The sequence below is a fragment of the Sulfuricurvum sp. genome (genome assembly GCF_028681615.1).
Classification (GTDB): domain Bacteria; phylum Campylobacterota; class Campylobacteria; order Campylobacterales; family Sulfurimonadaceae; genus Sulfuricurvum.
This window is the reverse complement of record NZ_JAQUHV010000012.1, coordinates 43,654-60,237: the sequence shown is the minus strand read 5'-3', so window position 1 is coordinate 60,237 and position 16,584 is coordinate 43,654. Positions and strand designations below refer to the sequence as shown.

General features: G+C 46.6%; 16 protein-coding genes. All 16 read left to right on the top strand.

Features of this window, described 5'->3' with window-relative positions:
- Nucleotides 1-52 precede the first annotated feature (52 nt).
- The 16 genes from PHE37_RS10640 to PHE37_RS10565 all read left to right on the top strand — a co-directional run bounded on the left by PHE37_RS10640 (nucleotide 53) and on the right by PHE37_RS10565 (nucleotide 16,516).
- Nucleotides 53-631 carry a globin gene (locus PHE37_RS10640; RefSeq protein WP_299993174.1) on the top strand — a complete coding sequence of 193 codons (579 nt, stop codon included), beginning with the start codon at nucleotides 53-55 and terminating at the stop codon, nucleotides 629-631.
- Between the two features lies 1 nt (nucleotide 632).
- Complete coding sequence (locus PHE37_RS10635; protein WP_299993173.1) at nucleotides 633-1,415, top strand: energy transducer TonB; 783 nt, start codon at nucleotides 633-635, stop codon at nucleotides 1,413-1,415.
- Between the two features lie 9 nt (nucleotides 1,416-1,424).
- Entirely contained in the window at nucleotides 1,425-2,447 is a 1,023-nt protein-coding gene (locus PHE37_RS10630) for an ABC transporter substrate-binding protein (RefSeq protein WP_299993171.1), read from the top strand.
- Nucleotides 2,444-4,684, top strand: coding sequence for a TonB-dependent receptor (locus PHE37_RS10625; RefSeq protein ID WP_299993170.1), 2,241 nt, complete (start codon nucleotides 2,444-2,446; stop codon nucleotides 4,682-4,684). Before PHE37_RS10630 ends, PHE37_RS10625 begins: the two co-directional genes overlap by 4 nt.
- An 8-nt stretch (nucleotides 4,685-4,692) precedes the next feature.
- Complete coding sequence (locus PHE37_RS10620) at nucleotides 4,693-5,712, top strand: iron ABC transporter permease (RefSeq protein ID WP_299993168.1); 1,020 nt, start codon at nucleotides 4,693-4,695, stop codon at nucleotides 5,710-5,712.
- Nucleotides 5,703-6,494, top strand: coding sequence for an ABC transporter ATP-binding protein (locus tag PHE37_RS10615; protein WP_299993167.1), 792 nt, complete (start codon nucleotides 5,703-5,705; stop codon nucleotides 6,492-6,494). The genes PHE37_RS10620 and PHE37_RS10615 overlap by 10 nt, the downstream gene beginning before the upstream one ends.
- On the top strand, nucleotides 6,491-7,468 hold the full coding sequence (locus tag PHE37_RS10610; RefSeq protein ID WP_299993165.1) for an ABC transporter substrate-binding protein: 978 nt from the start codon (nucleotides 6,491-6,493) through the stop codon (nucleotides 7,466-7,468). Before PHE37_RS10615 ends, PHE37_RS10610 begins: the two co-directional genes overlap by 4 nt.
- 80 nt (nucleotides 7,469-7,548) lie before the next feature.
- Nucleotides 7,549-9,612 carry a TonB-dependent receptor gene (locus PHE37_RS10605; protein ID WP_300008592.1) on the top strand — a complete coding sequence of 688 codons (2,064 nt, stop codon included), beginning with the start codon at nucleotides 7,549-7,551 and terminating at the stop codon, nucleotides 9,610-9,612.
- An 11-nt stretch (nucleotides 9,613-9,623) separates the two neighbouring features.
- Nucleotides 9,624-10,688 (top strand): ABC transporter substrate-binding protein, encoded by a 1,065-nt coding sequence (locus tag PHE37_RS10600; RefSeq protein WP_299997942.1) that lies wholly within the window; start codon nucleotides 9,624-9,626, stop codon nucleotides 10,686-10,688.
- Nucleotides 10,685-11,302, top strand: coding sequence for a class I SAM-dependent methyltransferase (locus tag PHE37_RS10595; RefSeq protein WP_299997939.1), 618 nt, complete (start codon nucleotides 10,685-10,687; stop codon nucleotides 11,300-11,302). The genes PHE37_RS10600 and PHE37_RS10595 overlap by 4 nt, the downstream gene beginning before the upstream one ends.
- A gap of 10 nt (nucleotides 11,303-11,312) precedes the next feature.
- Nucleotides 11,313-12,320 (top strand): LLM class flavin-dependent oxidoreductase, encoded by a 1,008-nt coding sequence (locus PHE37_RS10590; RefSeq protein ID WP_299997936.1) that lies wholly within the window; start codon nucleotides 11,313-11,315, stop codon nucleotides 12,318-12,320.
- Nucleotides 12,321-12,335: 15 nt separating this feature from the next.
- Nucleotides 12,336-14,312, top strand: a complete 1,977-nt coding sequence (locus tag PHE37_RS10585) for a TonB-dependent receptor (RefSeq protein ID WP_300008590.1) — start codon at nucleotides 12,336-12,338, stop codon at nucleotides 14,310-14,312.
- 3 nt (nucleotides 14,313-14,315) lie between these two features.
- Nucleotides 14,316-15,050: a hypothetical protein gene (locus tag PHE37_RS10580; RefSeq protein WP_299995977.1), complete on the top strand. Its 735-nt coding sequence runs from the start codon at nucleotides 14,316-14,318 to the stop codon at nucleotides 15,048-15,050.
- Nucleotides 15,051-15,059: 9 nt separating this feature from the next.
- Nucleotides 15,060-15,272, top strand: coding sequence for a molybdopterin biosynthesis protein MoeB (locus PHE37_RS10575; protein ID WP_299995975.1), 213 nt, complete (start codon nucleotides 15,060-15,062; stop codon nucleotides 15,270-15,272).
- Nucleotides 15,262-15,747 (top strand): hypothetical protein, encoded by a 486-nt coding sequence (locus tag PHE37_RS10570; RefSeq protein WP_299995973.1) that lies wholly within the window; start codon nucleotides 15,262-15,264, stop codon nucleotides 15,745-15,747. Before PHE37_RS10575 ends, PHE37_RS10570 begins: the two co-directional genes overlap by 11 nt.
- Nucleotides 15,740-16,516, top strand: a complete 777-nt coding sequence (locus PHE37_RS10565) for a sulfite exporter TauE/SafE family protein (RefSeq protein ID WP_299995971.1) — start codon at nucleotides 15,740-15,742, stop codon at nucleotides 16,514-16,516. The genes PHE37_RS10570 and PHE37_RS10565 overlap by 8 nt, the downstream gene beginning before the upstream one ends.
- Nucleotides 16,517-16,584 lie beyond the last annotated feature (68 nt).

Genomic DNA, 16,584 nt, shown 5'->3' with positions numbered 1-16,584 from the left:
TAAAGCTTGCCTCTGTCGAGGCAGAAGTTGATCTTTTATAAAAGGAAATGCAATGAATCTCTTAATGTCTGATGGAAAACCGGTATCGATGTTTAGTTCCTGCGGGACCAAACCGTTTGAACCAGCGAGTATGACACCCAATACCGCTGAAGCCAAAATCGACTTTGTTTATCCCGAAGTCCCTTTTCCCTCGATTCTCCTCTACCAACAATGGGGAGAAGACAACATTCGCAGAATGGTCCGTTACCATCATGGATTATTGAGAAAAAGTACCATCGGGAATTTGTTTCCTGCAGACGATGCGGCGTTTGCCTTTGCAACGGAAAAAACGGCTGATTTTTTCGTCGAAGCACTCGGCGGTGAAAAAGCGTACACTCCGGTACACGGCCACCCTGCTCTTCGGATGCGCCATTTTCATATCACGATCGATGAAAAAGGTCGTGAAATCTGGCTGATGATGTATAAAAAAACGATCAATGACCTCGGGATGCCCAAAGAGCGTATCGAAGAGTTCTGGAACTGGATCGAGCCGCTATCAATCCGGATGATCAACCGACGAACAACAGTCGCACCGATCGAACGTTATCCGTATGCATCGATATGGAATAAAAATAAAATTGAGGAAAATTAAAATGTATTTTTTAAGCTCAATCGTTATATCAGAAAAGATACAATATAAGAATTTCTTATTAAAATTCAAATCTTTCGGCGCATCATTTGGGGTTCACAGTGCCGTGTTGGCGGGAATCGTCTATTTTATGTCAACCCACCCGGTCCTGATGGAACCCCAAGAAGAGAGAGTTATCATCTCCCTTTCGGAGTTTGCCTCCACTACGGGGGATCGAAATATGCTCGAACACTCTATCGTCCAAAAGCAGACACCGAAATCCATTACCGTTCCCAAAGCGAAAACCACACCGAGTGTACCGAATGAAGTGCACACCATTGCAAAAACGACCCCTGAGAGGATGCCGTCATTAACTCCTTCGGTGTCCTCTGAGGCGTCCGCGCCTCTAGCTCCACCTGTTCCCGTCATTTCGGCTCCGCCATCATCACTCATTGATTCTCCTCATAAGAGTGTTTCCTCCGACTCTGAAAACGAATTACCAAGAAACCTAGTTTCCAGCAACGAAATCGGCGGAGCGGCGTTGGGAAATATACGGGCTATGATCGAACATGCAATCACCTACCCCGCAATCGCTCGTAAACTTCGTATCGAGGGGATTGTGGTGGTATCGTTTGTACTTAAACCTAACGGAATTGTTGAAGCCGCAAAAGTGATCACGACCAGCGGCAGTACACTTCTGGACAATAAAGCGATTCAAACGATTTTCAGCCTCAGCGGTGATTACCCCGCATTGGGAAAGACCTTTGAACTGAGTATCCCTATCGCATTTAATTTACACAAATCCTAAAGGAATCCCATGAATACGCTCTCAAAACTCCTCCTCTTATCGGTGATTGTTCTCGCTGCACATGCGAAAACAGTAACAGATATGGATGGACATCCCGTCATACTCCCGGATCAAACCGATCGGGTTTTCGGTTCATCTCCGCCAATGAACTATCTCATCTATGCACTCAATCCGAATAAGATGATCGGATTGAACTTTTCGGCAAAAAATGGCAATAACGGAGCGAATGAAAGCTTTCTCAACCCAAAATTTCTTTCACTACCGGTGATCGGATCGTTTCACGGAGGGGGTCAGAGTATCAATCTTGAAACGTTGATGGCCTATAAACCCCAGCTGGTATTACTGTGGCAAGACGACATGATGGTCCAAACCGTACAACGTGAAATCGAAAAAACCCATCTCCCGACTTTTATGATCCCGTTTCGTGAAGTGAACGACATGCCACGTGCATTTCGTCTGGCCGGAGCGGCAATCGGTGAGAGTAAACAGGCAAATATTTTGGCCAATTACTCTCAAAAAATAATCGATGAAGTCCACACCAGTGTCTCCAAAGTCAAACCGACACGCTACTACTACGCGGAAGGGACCGATGGCCTCTCTACCGAATGCGATACGTCGTTTCATGTCGAAGCGCTCAATTTTGCCGGAGGTGAGAACGTCCATAAATGCCAACAAAGCGGTCTACTCGGTCTGGAAAAAATCAATTTTGAAAAACTCATGACCTACAATCCGGATGTCATTATCGTCCAAAACCGGGCTGTCTATAATGATCTGATCGACGATCCCCTTTGGAAAAATCTAAAAGCACTCAAATCCGGCCGTATCTATCTCGTACCGATCCAGCCGTTTAACTGGATCGACCGTCCGCCATCGTTTATGCGGGTGATCGGAATCCAATGGCTGGCCCATTTATTCCATCCGAAAGAGTTTAAACCCGACCTGAGTGTCCGCACCAAAGAGTTCTATGAACTTTTCTTACATGTAAAACTGAGTGATGAACAAGTTAAAAATCTATTAGGAGCCAACCAATGAAACTTTCCCCTATTTTCCTCTCCCTTGCCGCATGTGCGATTCTTGCCGCCGATCCTCTGGGGATCGAACGGATCGTTGTAACCGACTCGGTTGACGATGGTGACAGTATGATCGCTGATACCAATCAAAGCAGTGCGAATCAAACCTTCACGGGCAAAAGTATCGCAACCCTCTCGACTCAGGCGAATATGAATCCCTACAGCGTGATCGCTTATTCCCCATCGGTCAACTTTACCCCCGTCGATCAGGCCGGTTCCAACGAACCCTCGTATCATGATCCGATCCGTATACGAGGAAAAAGCCAAAGCGGCCCCGGCGGTGTCTATATGATCGACGGAATGCCGATCTCCAGTAATCCCGGAGGCGGAAAACAGCTCGTGGATATGGAAAACGTCAGTTCGATCGATTTGCTCAAAGGGTATCTACCGGCCGATAAGAACCTCGGTTTCTCGAGTCTCATCGGAAAAGTCGATTTGAATCTCCTTACGGCTAAATCAAAAGCCGGAGCGGAAGTCTCTCAATCATTCGGTTCGGATAACTTTCAGCGTACTTTTGTACGATTCGATTCGGGCAAAGTCGGCGATATAGCGGTATTCGGCTCATTCTCTCATCTCTCCAATGACAAAACCAAAGGTGAAGGGGATCTCAAACGTCTCAACGGTACTTTGGGCCTTACCTACACCCCTACTAATACGTTCAAAGCCAAAGTCACGGCTATCCGTAACTCGGATGATCACCACAACTACTATAATCTCTCGTTTAATGAAGCCAATAATTTAGGGGCAAATTTCAACAAAGATTTTGCCACGACTCAGCCGACCGCCTCCAATGATGTCAACTATTACGACTGGAACAAACAAAGTTTCCTGACAACGGCTCTGTTGGGAGAATTCGAATACAAGCCAACCACGAGTGATACGATCACGGTCAAACCGTATTATAAAAAAGATGAGGGAGATTACTGGTTTTCTAAATTCGATACCGCTGCGGCAAAACAGCGTGTCATGAACTGGCGTATGGAGCATGATCTCTACGGTGCAACCGCTGCGTACGACCATGAGTTTTCCGAAGCTTTAAAAACCAAAATCGGGTATTGGTACCACAAACAGCTCCCTCCGGGGCCTCCGAGCGACCAGATCAAATACAAAGTGGTCAACGGTGCTTTGGTCTTTGATGGCTATGCGGTTCTCGCCAATAACGACTACCATACACTCCAAGCACCGTTTGCCCAAATCAGCGGTACGATTGATCGTTTCACCTATGTGGCAGGAGCACAGTACCAAACATTCAAACTCGGCTCGCTTAAAAGCCATACCAACGGAAATCAAACATCCGCTGCCAATCCTGACTATGACGCTGCGATCGCATCGACTGCCATTGATCCGTGGGCAAGCGTAGAGGCTAAAACCTTTAATACGTTCATTCCGTCGCTCTACCTCGGATATACGATTTCACCATCGACCATGGCATATCTCGATTATTCCCGTACCTACGGATTCGACGTCAATCTATTCCCGACCTATATTTCCAGTCGTTCGAGTTTTGTAGCTCAAAACGTCACCTTGCAACAGCTGTGGGATAAACTCGATTTGGAACTCTCCGATAATATTGATCTCGGAGTCAAAACAACGCTTGGAGGGCTCACTCTCAATCCAAGTCTTTATGTTTCGTTCGTCAAAAACAAACAGGCTAATATCTATGATCCTGCCTACGGCGTCAATTATCCTGCCAATGTTGGAGATGCCCTCGGATACGGAGCGGAATTCTCGGCATACGGACCGATCAGCGAAAATTTGGAACTCTTGCTCGGTCTCTCGTACAACCGCTATCAATTCACCCAAAACTTCCAAAGTGGCGCTTCTTCTACCGTTGAAACCGACGGTAAACAGCTCCCTGACGCTCCGAAATACATGGCAAAAGCGGCACTTTCATATCACCTAGGCGACTGGACGCTCACCCCAAGCGCCCGATATACCTCCAGCCGATGGGGAGATGTCGCCAATACCCAAAAAATAGACGCCTTTACCCTGATCGATTTCGATGTCGCCTATCGTATGGCACAGTTTATGGGTTCACATAACGCCCTTTTCCGTCTGACGGCTACCAACCTGACGAACGAAAAATACATCGCTACGATCAATGCCGCCGATAACTTCTTGGCAGCGACCGGAACGGCAAGTACCTATAATACGGGTGCACCGTTCGGACTTTATGGCAGTATCAATCTGAAGTTTTAAGGGCTATGATGAAAAAGTTCAAACCGATCAGTTGGATAATCGGCGCTAGCGTGCTTTTACTCGTTGTCGCCACATTATCCCTACTCTGGGGGCAATATCCGATCACACTCGATACGTTGATCAGCTACCTGCAGTTTAAAGTCTTCGGAGGGGTGGGGAACGATACCTTTACGATGCTCGATAACATCATCTTGCAGATTCGTCTTCCGCGCGTTCTGCTCGCCATACTCATCGGATCTGCCCTCGCTACATCAGGTGCCGCGTTTCAGGCGATGTTCGTCAATCCCCTCGTATCTCCCGGGATTTTAGGGGTACTCGCGGGGGCATCGTTCGGTGCGGCGATGGGGATGCTTATTTCTGACCAATGGTTTGTCGTCCAATTGCTCGCATTCGCATTCGGTTTTGTCGCGGTCGGGGTCGCCGTACTCATCGGCACAATGGTGACCAACTCACGTTCCACCGTCATGCTGGTACTCGGCGGTGTGATCAGCAGTGCCCTCTTTACCTCGTTGCTCTCGATCATCAAATACCTCGCCGATCCTTACAGTACCCTCCCTGCAATCGTCTATTGGCTGATGGGAAGTCTGACGATGGCGGATCTGCACGGCGTGTTGCTCATATCTGTTCCGATGCTCGCCAGTGTCATCGGTCTGATTGTTTTAGGGAAATATTTCGATCTAATGAGTTTGGGAGACGAAGAGGCGAAGGCATTGGGGATCAATGTCACGATGGTTCGGCTGGGAGCTATCATTTTGGCGACGATCGCCAGTTCCCTCTCCGTCGTTATGGCAGGAATAATCGGATGGATAGGGCTGATTATCCCCCATATCATCCGTATGGCGGTCGGCCCTTCGCACCGTTTGCTGATGCCGCTCTCAGCGATAGTGGGCGGAGCGTTTTTGCTTCTCGCCGATACGATCTCCAGATTGGCATTCAGCGTCGAAGTCCCGATCGGAATCCTTACATCGCTCATCGGTATCCCCGTCTTTATCATCGTACTTAAAAACGCGAGGGCAGCATGGAACTAAAACCTATAATAGCGGTCAACGACCTCCATTTCTCTTATCCTAAACGTCCGGTATTAGAGGGGATTGATTTCACCCTCCGCCGCGGCGAAGTCGTAAGCTTGCTAGGACCGAACGGATGCGGTAAAAGCACCCTCATCCGCCTCATCCTCAAACTGATCCATGCACAACAGGGTGAAATATGGCTCAATGAAAAAACTCTCCACCGCTACTCGCACCGAGAGATTGCAGAACATATCGCATACATCCCGCAATACAACAACGTACCGTTCAACTACAGCGTTCTGGAGATGGTTCTTATGGGGAGAGTTTCCAAACTCGGTTTTTTTGCCGCCCCCTCCGCGCAGGATTACGTCATTGCCCGTGAATCACTGGAGAGAGTCGGGATTCCTGATTTGGCATCGCGTCCCTTCGGTCAGCTCAGCGGCGGGCAAAAACAGATGGTGCTTCTCGCACGCGCGCTCTCTCAGGGGGTCAATACATTTATTATGGACGAGCCGGTTTCGGGTCTGGATTACGGCAATCAAATCCGTCTTTTGGAGTTGATCGTCTCACTCAGTACGCAAGGGTATACTTTTCTAAAAACGACCCATTACCCCGACCATGCCCTGCTCGTCTCCAGTCGAGTCGCGGTAATGAACAAAGGTAAAATCATCGCCGATGGTATTCCTGAAGAGGTAATAACCCCTGAAATGATCCGTAACGTCTACGGAATCGAGGCCGACCTCATCGTCCACGATACCCACACCCGCTGTCTCCCAATCTTCAATAAAGGAACCCTATGAAACTTTTAACCCTCTTCATTTCTTTATTGATATTTTCTAATATTATAGAAGCGCGTACCCTTACCGATGATTTTGGACGGGTCGTTACCATCCCCGATAAAATCACTAAAATTTATTCGGTATCCCCGCCCATTACTATCAGTGTAACGGCATTCGATCCGTCTCTCGTCGCAGCTTTGAACTTTCCGTTCAAAGAGGATCAAAAACCCTACGTCGGTGTCGCCGCATCCAAGCCGGTGGCGGGCGGATATTTCGGTCAGGGGCAAACCCCGAATTTCGAAAACATCGCAGCAATCAAGCCCGATGTCATCCTCATGTGGGGAAAAGCGACGGGTGCCGACAATGAATTAAAAAAACTCTCCTTACTCGGTATCCCTGTACTCATGGTTCATAACGAATCGATCAACGACCTCATAGTCCAATTCGAACTTTTAGGCAAACTCACCGGAAATACGAAACGTGCTTCGGAGCTTATGAACTACACCAAAGAGACGCTTGGACTGATCCAATCATTGCAAACGAAAGTCAATGCACGAAAAGATGTCCGATATTACTTTGCTGAAAGTCCGGACGGTTTTGCCAGTGAATGCGACGGGTCGTTTCACCTCGAACCTTTCACCTACAGCGGAGCCAAAAATGCCCTCAACTGTAAAATGTCTTCCAACTACGGGATGGAAAAAATCTCGATGGAAACGATCCTCATAGCCGACCCCGATGTTATCGTAGCAATGGAGGGATCATTCGCATCCTCGGTCAAAACGAATCCGCAATGGCAAAACCTGCGTGCGGTCAAAACAGGACACGTTCTCACCGTCCCTACCGTTCCGTTCAACTATATCAGCCGTCCCCCTTCACTCATGCGTCTGATGGGGATACGGTGGCTTATCCACTCGTTTTATCCCGACCTAATCAAACCGATCGATCAAGAGGAAAAACGGTTTATTAAACTCTTCTTTCCCCAATACAAACAGTAAAAGGGAGGAAAAAAATTTATATAACATTATATCAATTATGATATAAAAAGTGTCTAAGCATTCAAACTTAAGGAAAAAAGATGAAAATGAGTAAAAATTCAAATACAAAAACTGTTGCCATCAGCTTTGTGGCTGCATTGGTTCTCTCACCGCTATCGGCTCTTGCTGCTGCCGATACGACTGCCAGTTCACTCGATCCGGTTAACGTCACCGCATCGACGATACTCGAACACGATTATCTCGATCCGCAAAGCCCAAGCAATCCTTACCGCGTCGAAACGACGGCACAGGCTGGGACCGAAATTTTTACCGAAAAAGATATTCAGAACCTCGCACCGAAAGATGTTTTCGATCTCTTAGAAAAAGCGGTCGGTCTAGACATCACCTATCAAGGGCGCAAAAGTCCGTTTTTTGTCAATGACCGAGGCGGCGGAAGCTTTACCTATATCATCGACGGCGCCATTTTGCCCTCTACCAGTAACCGTATCCTCCAAAAGATTCCTATGTCGGCTATTGAGCAAATCGACATCGTCCGTGGTTCCACTTCACTCCCTATAGGCCCTTCGATCAATATCGGATCATCCAACTCCGGATCGGGACTGAATACCGGATTTATCGTTATCCGTACCAAACAGCCGAAAAAAACCTCTCTGATCCTCACAGGAGGAGCTGAAAAAGCCGTCGATCAACCCACTGCAAACCACGAGAGTATCTATACCAGCTTTGTATTCGGTTCGTCCGATTTCAACGGTTACATCGGGGGGATGATGTCAGGGATGGAGCGTCCGAGCAAAGAGACATGGTTTGACGGTCAAAATGCCCAAGCTAAAATGGTCAATGCCGGAATCAATGCCGGGCGTTTCAGTGCTAAAGCGATGATCTATGACGATTCAGGGCGTTTTGAGATGCAAAGAGGAGTCAAAATTGACGGTTCCCTTGATACCTCCAAGTGGTATTACGACCCGATCACTACCCATATTTTCACCACCGATGCGACTGTGCAGTGGGATGAGCACCATACGTCCATCCTCTCCTACTTTCGCACAAACTATGACCAAACCGAACATGACGACAGTTTTGCCTCAGCTACCGTAACCGCTGCAAAACACTATTACGAAGACACTTCCGGTTCCAGTTTCCGACATAACATCCATTATGGCGATACAAAAGTGATGTTAGGTTTCCAAAGAGCTAACGATGCAGGATTCGGTCCTGAAACCAATAGCAATTACAGACGTTTTGATACTACGGTCAAAGGCTACTCGGCTTCGGTCGAACAAAAGCTCTTTGAGGGGAATGTCATCCTCGATGGCGGATATCGCCAAGACACCAAACATATTACCAATTCAAGCACCTCTGCCGCAAATAACAGTGCCAATAATGACGTCGATATGGCTCCTGCCAAAATCTACGCACTCGGGGCAAAATGGTATGTCACTCCGACCTATAACCTTACGGGCCGTTACTACCACGGATCACAAGGAACGATGGGAGATTTCGATGTCAGATCGCAAACCGGAACGCTCGATCCTGAGACCCAAAAGCGGCTCGAAACCTCACTCGAAGCAAATTTTTCCAAAGCATTTACCCCGATGCTGACATGGTTTGATATCAAAATCGATAATTATAAAACGGCGACAACCAACACCTATGTACAAAACGGTGAGACACTGTACTATTACACCCAGTCTGACCTTCATCGCCAAGGAATAGAGCTTCTTCTAAAAGGGAAATTCGATTTCGGTACCTCGTATAAAGCAAGCTGGACTCATATGGTTACCAACGAATCGGTCAGCAGTACCGGCGTCGTAACCGATAATAACGCCCTTTCCAATCCGGTAAACCTCTATACCCTCGCCCTAAGCCATGAATGGGATCAATACCGCGCCAACCTCTCCGCTAAAAAAGAGAGCTTATGGACCAGTTCCACATCCGCTATGGGAACCGCTACCAATGTTCCGTTAGGAGATTTTACACGGTTTGATGCGAACCTCATTCGAGAACTCAAACTCGGCAGTATCGACGCCCGACTCACTTTCTACGGACGCAACCTCACGAATGAGCAATATGCGACCCGATATACCACAGGATACTACTACGATCGCGGACGTACGTTCGGTGCTGAAATCACGATGGAATTTTAAGGATGAGAGAGATGAGACCCTTTTTACCGCTCCTGATGGGATTTTTGATCCTCTCGATCAGCTTCGTAGCCTCTGCACGTGAAATCACCGATATGCAAGGGCGCAAAGTCGATGTTCCGGAAAATCCAAAAAAAGTATACGCACCCTCTCCGTACGGTTCGTATGCCCTATACGCTATGGATCCGTCTTTACTCGCAGGTTGGATTTTTGAGATCGATGAGGCGAATTATCCCTATCTGAATAAACGGATGCAGACCCTTCCAACCATCGGACGGGTATTCGGTGCCGGTCAAAGTGCCAATCTTGAAGTGCTGCTTGCAGCCAAGCCGGATTTGATTCTCATGTGGGCGCACCAAAACGAATTCAACGCAAAAGAAGCCGAGAAACTCAAAATTCTGAATACTCCGTTCGTCTATGCCGTCGATGAGAGTATCGAGGATTACACCAATATATTCAAATTCTTAGGCAAAGCGCTAAACAAAGAAGAACGGGGCAACAAACTCGCCGCCTATACCGAAAAAACGTTTGCCTACGTCCGTAATACCGTAGCCAAAGTCCCACCCGAAAAACGTCCGAAGGTCTATTATGCCGAAGGATTAGACGGTCTTAGTACCGAGTGCGACGATTCCATCCATGTTCAGCTGCTCAAACTCGCCGGAGACGTCGACGTACACCGATGTCACACCTCAAACCACAAAGGCTTTGAGAAGATGTCGATGGAAACCGTACTTGCCTATAACCCCGATGTCATGATCGTTCAGGAAAAGATGTTTTACGACATCGTCTACACTACCCCGATCTGGGCCAATATCAACGCCGTCAGAAACAAGCGGGTCTTTTTAATACCGAAAGCACCGTTCAACTGGTTTGACCGTCCGCCGTCGTTCATGCGGATTATGGGTCTCAAATGGTTGATGAATGCCCTCTATCCGAAAGAGTACAAAATCGATCTCAAAAAAGAGACCAAAGAGTTTTATCGTCTGTTTATGAATGTGGATCTGACAAACGATCAGTTGCAAGAAGTTCTGCATCCGACGATCGAATACCGAAAAACACCTATGGGAGCAAAACCGTGAAACACTCAACCAATCCGCAAAGTTTCGATCACATCGTCCGTAACGTCTTCGCACCGATCTATCCCGTGATTGCGGAACAAATCGTAAATCGAACGGCAATCACTTCCGGTCGATGCCTCGACGCAGGATGCGGAACGGGTGCTCTGGGAATCGCTCTGGCCAATATCACCGATTTACATATGAGTTTTTTTGACCAATCCGAAGAGATGCTCAATCTGGCATCGGATTATGCGTCATCTCATAATTTGAATGATCGCAGTACGTTTATCCGAGGGGACATTCATGCCATACCGTTGATCGACGAGGATGTCCATCTCGTCATCAGCCGAGGATCTTCACCGTTTTGGGACGATTGGCATAAAGCCTACAGCGAAATCATTCGGATTCTAAAACCGGGAGGAATGGCCTACATCGGAGGCGGATTCGGTAATGCGGCTCTTCGCGACAGTATCGTCAAAACGATGAGCGATAACAATCCCGATTGGCGTAACTCATTCAAAGACCGGATAAAACCGGAACGCGAAGCACTTCCTGGGATTCTTGCTTCGCTCAGACCGTCCAAGTTTAATATTATCGACGATGAAAGCGGCTTTTGGGCTGTTATCACCAAATGAGGAGAGAGCCATGAAAATAGGACTTTTTTGTCTTACCGAACATTTTGAGGGGAGCGTTCAAGAGAGCATAATGGAACAGCTTCGTCTGGTCGAACTTGCCGATCAGCTCGGATTTGACGAGGCATGGTTCGGTGAACACCATTTCAACGGTTTTAGCGTTATCCCCGATCCCTGCTCTATGATCGCTTTCGCAGCAGCCCGAACCGGATGTATCCGACTGGGGACTGCCGGATTTCTCGCCCCTTTTTACCATCCGGTCCGTTTGGCCGAGAGTATCGCCGTATTGGACAACCTCTCCGGCGGACGGATCAACGCAGGATTTGCCAAGGGGGGATTCGCACCCGACACCAAACATTTCAGCCGTGATCCCGATAATCTGCGCAATGCCATGTTTGAGACCACCGAAGCGGTCGACGCGCTGCTTCATACCAAAACCACCTCGTATAACGGCGCATTTGTCTCATTCGAGAATACAACCCTTCAGCCTAAACCGCTCCAAAAAAGGATCCCGTTTTTTGTCGCTACGTTTGCCAATCCCGATACGATCCGTTTTGCCGCACGTCAGGGATACGGGCTGCTGATGTCACAGGGGGCCAGTTTGGATGAGTGTTTGGAAGCCCAAAAACTTTACCGCTCTATTGCCGGAGTGAATCCGGAGATCGTTTTGATGCGGGTATTTTGTGTCGCCGACAGCTATGACGATGCCTACCGCATCGCCCGCCCTTCTATCGATCATTTTGTCAAATCGATGCGCGCCGCATCTTCCGAAATTCCCGCTCCAAAATGGAACCGCGAAAAATACAACGCTATTTTGTTGGAGCGCGAAGCTTTTTTCGACGGTCAAAAGTTTTTTGACAATGCCATTATCGGAACCTACAGAGAGTGCCTAAAAACAATTCAAACCATCCAAAACGCACTGCCGGACATTCATCTCGTTCTCAAACCCTCATCGTCCGATCCGAGTCAAAATCGAACGATGCTCAATGTCTTCAACACCCACATCAGACCCCATATTTAATCTAAAGGAAATGCAATGAAAAAACACTTACTACTCATATCACTCGCCGCCTCTACGGTACTGGCCGATACCTTTACGTTAGGACAGATCAATGTCCTAAATGTTCCTCTTGATGAGAGCCCTTTTGAGCAAGTAATAACATCCGACACAATCGCGACGCAAAACAGCGAAACGGTTTCCGATGCACTGGATAATATAAGCGGTATCAATCAAGATGTCCAAGGGGGGCGCGGGGAATCTACTCTCTACATTCGCGGTTTTGATGCACGACGAATCGGTGTTTTTATCGATGGTATCCCTATTTATGTCCCCTATGACGGCAACTTCGACTATGACCGTTTCCTCACGAACGATATTGCCGAAATCGATGTTGAAAAAGGATATTCATCCATAGTTTACGGTGCCAATACAATGGGCGGAGTTGTCAATATCGTTTCTAAACGTCCTACAAAAGCACTGGAAGGAGATATGAAAGTAGGAATGGTACTTGACAGTGATACGGCATTCTCCCGCAAGACAGCCTCACTGAACCTCGGTACACGTCAAGATCACCTTTATGCACAGCTCGGTGCCGTATACAGCGATCAAAGCCATTTCCGGCTCAGTGACAACTATACACCACCCAGCGGAAGTGTACAACCCAAAGGCGATCGTTTGCATTCACAATCCGAAGACTATAAGATCAGTCTTAAGGGAGGATATATCGCCGACGACGGCAGTGAAGTTGCTATCGGCTATTCAAACCAAAATGGCCAGAAGCAACAGCCTCCGGTAAGTGACCCGGCTTACAGTCAATCAAAATATTGGGATTGGCCTTATTGGGATAAAGAAACTCTCTTTATCTCAGGACAAAAAAATCTTGCTGCCGGCTATATCAAAGCGCTGGCCTACTACGATACGTCTAAAAATTCACTCTATGCCTATGACAATGTCTCCTATTCGACAATGAACACAGGCAAGTCATTTAAAAGCAAATACGATGACTATAGCTACGGCGGACGACTGGAATACGGTGTTGAACTGGAAAAAAACTTCCTAACTGCGGCGGCAAATTACAAAAAAGATTCCCATAAAGGATATGACATCAGCAAAACCACCGGTGTTGATAGCATGAGTGAAAACTATGAAGATCATAGTATTTCATTAGGTCTTGAAGATACCTACACGGTCAATACCCAATGGCAGCTGCTCGGCGGAGTCAGTTACGATCGTCGCGAAGGCGATAAGATATTTGATACCAATACCGCCTATATCAATATGCTCGCACTCAAAACACAAAGTTCGATCAATCCGCAAGCCGCAGTTATTTTCACACCGGATACAACCTCAAAAATACGTGCGAGTGTCTCTAAAAAGACGTATATGCCTTCTATGAAAGACCGCTATTCTCGCAAATTCAACAGTTCAGTTCCGAATGTCGATCTCCAAAATGAAGTAGCAACCCACTATGAGCTAAGCTATCAAAAACAACTTGGAGAATTTACCGCTCGCCTCAATGGGTTCTTTACACGCCAAGATGACGCTATTCAAAGTGTCGTATATGCACCAAATCCAGCCTATACGCAAAACCAAAACGTAGGCAGTTTCGATCATCGCGGTGTTGAAACCGAGTTAAATTATAAATCTGACGGACTTGAAGCCGGCGGAAATTACACCTACATTTCAGTCAAAAACCGTACGAACGAAACTATCAAACAAATTGACGTACCTAAACATCAAATTTTTGCTTTTGCACAAAAAGAGTTGGGATGCGGATTTTCACTCTATGGGGATATGAAATTTCGCAAAGGGGCGTATGAGCAAAAAGCCGATAAATCGTATGTAATCAATCCGACCTTTACTACCTTTGATATCAAAGGTGTCTATAAAGCCACAGAAGCTATTACAGCCGAAATAGGCGTTAAAAACCTCACTGACAAACTTTATGCATACGATTTGGGCTTCCCGATGGCAGGCCGAGAATTTTTTGCCAATCTCAGATACACGTTTTAATCGATGATACGAAAAAAGACTTATATCAGTATCGACGATACGGATGAGATCGGTTACCATACCTCGACAGGAGAGATTTGCGAAGCGATTCGGGAACATATCATGAAACATTACTCCGTTTTGGCGGCGCCCATCACACGTCACCAGCTCTATCTTCATGAGGACATTCCCTACACATCGCACAACAGTTCGATGTGTTTTACAACCTATCTGAGTAAAAAAGAGCGAGAAGAGGTCACACGATTTATTCTCGAACATGTTGAAAATATCAGCGCTCCGACCTCCGATCCGGGGGTATGTATTGCATTTGAAGACGAGATCGGTGATATGGAAGCATTAATCGCCTATGGTTTTGATGCCAAAGTTAAAGTGCTGAGTAAAGAGAGTGCCTATGCTATTGCAGAAAAGCATAACCTCTTTTTACGCGAACTCAAAAACACCGGACAAGGGGTCATAGGTGCAGTAGCGGGAATCGCCCTGCGTGCATACGGTAGTGATGGACGTATTAAAGGCAAATTTCGCCTCGATACCCAAACGATCGAGGTTCAAACGCTTCTAAATAATGATCTTATCGACGAGATTCAACTGAGTAACGGAGCATTGATTTCTGAGAATGCCCTTATCCTCACAGAAGAGGAGCTCAAAATCGTCTATCTCAATCATAAATGTGTTTTACTGGTCGAACCGGACGGCGATAATTATCGCCCACTCGGCAAAGAAAAACTCAAAAATTACTGAGGTAAAACCATGTTTATACTAGAAAATGGAAATGTTATCTTTCGATACGGCAAAGATTCTTACGAAAAAGCGATTGAAGCGGCATGTGAAGCGTTTAAACTTGATAAAGACGAGGACGAATTGATCACCACTACGGCACACAATTCTTGCTATAACTGTCTTTACCGTCGATGGACACGAGAAAGCTTTATCTGTATGAAAAAGGGGACTTATGCAAACTGAAACCTTTCTCAAAGTTGTTGTCATCCTTGTGATGCTCATACTGATGCTGACCTTGAGTTCAACTGCTTTCATCACGTTCGATAGAGCCTACAACCAAAACATCATGAGATACCATGTGATTGCCGGGGTACTCGTCATGACGATTCTTCCGGTCCATATTTATTTGAGACGGGAAAAATTAAAAAAACTCCTCAAAGAGTTCTTCTCGATCGTCACAACGGGCGGTGCAAAACAGCCGTGCACCAATCATGCACATCTCAAAACGTTTAAACAAAGGTCGCTTCGAGAACTGTGCGAGGGATTAAACATTTGTATCGACAGTGCAGGCGAATTTTTAGATCGAAAAGGGATTGTGATATACAATCTCGAACATACGTTAGAAAAGATTGCGAACGACAACAAAAATGATCCGTTAAAAATCTTTGCACTGATCAGTGAAAATCAGATTAGAATTCAGAAGGATGATCATGTTTAAACCGTTTTTGTACGGTGCCCTCATCGGTATCTTAGGGGGATTGATAGGGCTTGGCGGAGCAGAATTTCGTCTTCCGCTGCTCACGTTCATCTTCCAATTTTCTACCGTTCACGCGATAATCATCAATCTGATCATTTCTTGGATTACCGTCGCATCATCGCTTAGTTTCAGATGGGAATCATGGAGTGCCGTATCCTCTTTTTTACCGATCGTCGCTACCTTGTTGTCAGGTTCTCTTATCGGAGCATCAATGGGAGTAGGAATCGCATCACGCATCGACGAAAAACGCCTAGACAAGATTGTCGCCGTATTGCTTGGAGGATTGGCGATTGTTATGATCATCGAATCCAGAGTCCATTTCAATCCCTTGGAACTGGGTCAAAGCGCATTGACGTTTTTGGGATTTAGTGCAGGGATCATCATCGGACTTTTTAGCAGTATGCTAGGGGTTGCGGGAGGTGAACTGATTATCCCAACCATTGCCCTATTGTACGGTGTGGATATTAAAATCGCAGGAACACTCAGTCTGATGATCAGCCTCCCTACAATCATGATCGGTTTATACCGCTACCGGAAAAAAGAACCGTTCCGAATCGTCAAACCCAATCTCCGTTTTATTGCATGGATGGCTGCAGGATCGATTATCGGGGCATGGGTCGGTAAAAGTATGTTGGGAAGCATTCCCAGTTCTATGTTGCAACTCTTGCTAGCAGTAATTTTGACCCTCTCTGCATTCAAACTCTATAAAAAAGGGGCTAGTTCCCAGTGAATAAAATACTTAGAAAAAAACTATTCGTTAGATCAAATAGGATACAATTAATCCAGTTTATAAAGGAC

Excerpts from the sequence above, each read along its gene's own strand:
- PHE37_RS10620 (WP_299993168.1), top strand. The coding sequence starts at position 4,693 with ATGAAAAAGTTCAAACCGATCAGTTGGATAATCGGCGCTAGCGTGCTT.
- PHE37_RS10565 (WP_299995971.1), top strand. The coding sequence starts at position 15,740 with ATGTTTAAACCGTTTTTGTACGGTGCCCTCATCGGTATCTTAGGGGGA.
- PHE37_RS10570 (WP_299995973.1), top strand. The coding sequence starts at position 15,262 with ATGCAAACTGAAACCTTTCTCAAAGTTGTTGTCATCCTTGTGATGCTC.
- PHE37_RS10630 (WP_299993171.1), top strand. The coding sequence starts at position 1,425 with ATGAATACGCTCTCAAAACTCCTCCTCTTATCGGTGATTGTTCTCGCT.
- PHE37_RS10575 (WP_299995975.1), top strand. The coding sequence starts at position 15,060 with ATGTTTATACTAGAAAATGGAAATGTTATCTTTCGATACGGCAAAGAT.
- PHE37_RS10580 (WP_299995977.1), top strand. The coding sequence starts at position 14,316 with ATGATACGAAAAAAGACTTATATCAGTATCGACGATACGGATGAGATC.
- PHE37_RS10605 (WP_300008592.1), top strand. The coding sequence starts at position 7,549 with ATGAAAATGAGTAAAAATTCAAATACAAAAACTGTTGCCATCAGCTTT.
- PHE37_RS10585 (WP_300008590.1), top strand. The coding sequence starts at position 12,336 with ATGAAAAAACACTTACTACTCATATCACTCGCCGCCTCTACGGTACTG.
- PHE37_RS10610 (WP_299993165.1), top strand. The coding sequence starts at position 6,491 with ATGAAACTTTTAACCCTCTTCATTTCTTTATTGATATTTTCTAATATT.
- PHE37_RS10615 (WP_299993167.1), top strand. The coding sequence starts at position 5,703 with ATGGAACTAAAACCTATAATAGCGGTCAACGACCTCCATTTCTCTTAT.
- PHE37_RS10625 (WP_299993170.1), top strand. The coding sequence starts at position 2,444 with ATGAAACTTTCCCCTATTTTCCTCTCCCTTGCCGCATGTGCGATTCTT.
- PHE37_RS10600 (WP_299997942.1), top strand. The coding sequence starts at position 9,624 with ATGAGACCCTTTTTACCGCTCCTGATGGGATTTTTGATCCTCTCGATC.
- PHE37_RS10640 (WP_299993174.1), top strand. The coding sequence starts at position 53 with ATGAATCTCTTAATGTCTGATGGAAAACCGGTATCGATGTTTAGTTCC.
- PHE37_RS10590 (WP_299997936.1), top strand. The coding sequence starts at position 11,313 with ATGAAAATAGGACTTTTTTGTCTTACCGAACATTTTGAGGGGAGCGTT.
- PHE37_RS10635 (WP_299993173.1), top strand. The coding sequence starts at position 633 with ATGTATTTTTTAAGCTCAATCGTTATATCAGAAAAGATACAATATAAG.